The sequence below is a fragment of the Candidatus Magnetobacterium casense genome, assembly GCF_019173545.1.
GTDB lineage: Bacteria > Nitrospirota > Thermodesulfovibrionia > Thermodesulfovibrionales > Magnetobacteriaceae > Magnetobacterium > Magnetobacterium cryptolimnobacter.
The window spans coordinates 1-1,115 of sequence record NZ_JABXWD010000761.1 but is presented as its reverse complement, the minus strand read 5'-3'; the positions used below and the strand labels follow the sequence as shown (position 1 = coordinate 1,115).

Sequence of the window (1,115 nt, the reverse complement as noted above, 5' to 3'; positions counted from 1 at the left end):
CGGAGAATCATCCATTGGGTTCTCGTACTGTGAGGCCTCATGCGGAGACCTTGTCTCTGAGGGGTTTTCTGAGTTTTGGGAGGGATTCGCTCAACAGTCTCAACGGCACAAGTATAAGAAGATCGACCTTGAGAGGTACGGCGGCCCTGTCAAGGGCTATCTCAACAGGTTTAACAATGGCCTGGCCAAGGCGCTGTGCCCCTTCTGCGGTAAGAGGCCGTCAAGCCCAACGGCTGAAAACGATCCCCTCTTGGGAGATGAGGAAAGGTCTGCCTGCAATATCTGTAGGGACCACATATACTTAGGCACAAAGCTTGTCAAAGAAAACAGTATAGCTATTACCACCAAAGAGGCAAAGCTCAACGAGAAGCTCTTGGAACCCATCTTTGGCCTCTATCAGGTGTCTTTGGATGTAACCGGGCAGCTCAATGAGCTTGCCCACAAGGGGCAGCTCGTCAAGTACTGGGACATATCTATCCCAAAGGATGGCAACATTGTCACGGATAAGACGGTCAGGTTCCTCAACGGCTACGTGCCGGCTGATGTCAGGCATGTACCTAAGTCGTTTTCCGATATTGCCAAGGTGGCCCTGAAGGTGGATATGTTGGAGAATGGGGAGGATACGGGCATTGAGGCACTGGCAGCGCTCAAGGCCGACGTGGATAACCTTGGAGCCGTGTTTGGTTGTGGGATCAGAAAAGAGCACGTGAGCATCTCACGCATGGCAACGTTGAGCAGGCAGTTGAACATGTTTTTCACGGTGTATCTGCCACACCTCCTCAGCACGGATGACAGGTTTAAGGATATCTACACCGTCTTTGCAGGTGGAGATGATCTGTTTGTCATTGGGCCGTGGAACCGTATTATTGACTTTGCCGGGTTTATGCGAGACAGGTTCAGGGAGTATGTGTGTGGCAGCAAACATATTACGATATCTGCCGGTATAAGCCTCAGCAAACCCAACGACCCCGTGTTATCCCTGGCCAAAATGTCCGAGGATGCCCTTAAGAAATCTAAGTCGGTTGCAGACAAGGACTCTGTTACCATATTTGGAGAGACGGTGAGGTGGGAAGGGTTCAAGCAACTGAGTTCTTATAGGGATACCCTTGAAGACT

The 1,115-nt window shown here is 50.9% G+C and carries 1 protein-coding gene; it reads left to right on the top strand.

The genetic code is table 11. The features are described 5' to 3' along the window. Window positions 1-1,115, top strand: a 1,115-nt coding sequence (cas10, locus tag HWQ67_RS19325) for a type III-A CRISPR-associated protein Cas10/Csm1 (protein WP_218254327.1), incomplete at both ends; no start/stop codon positions are given.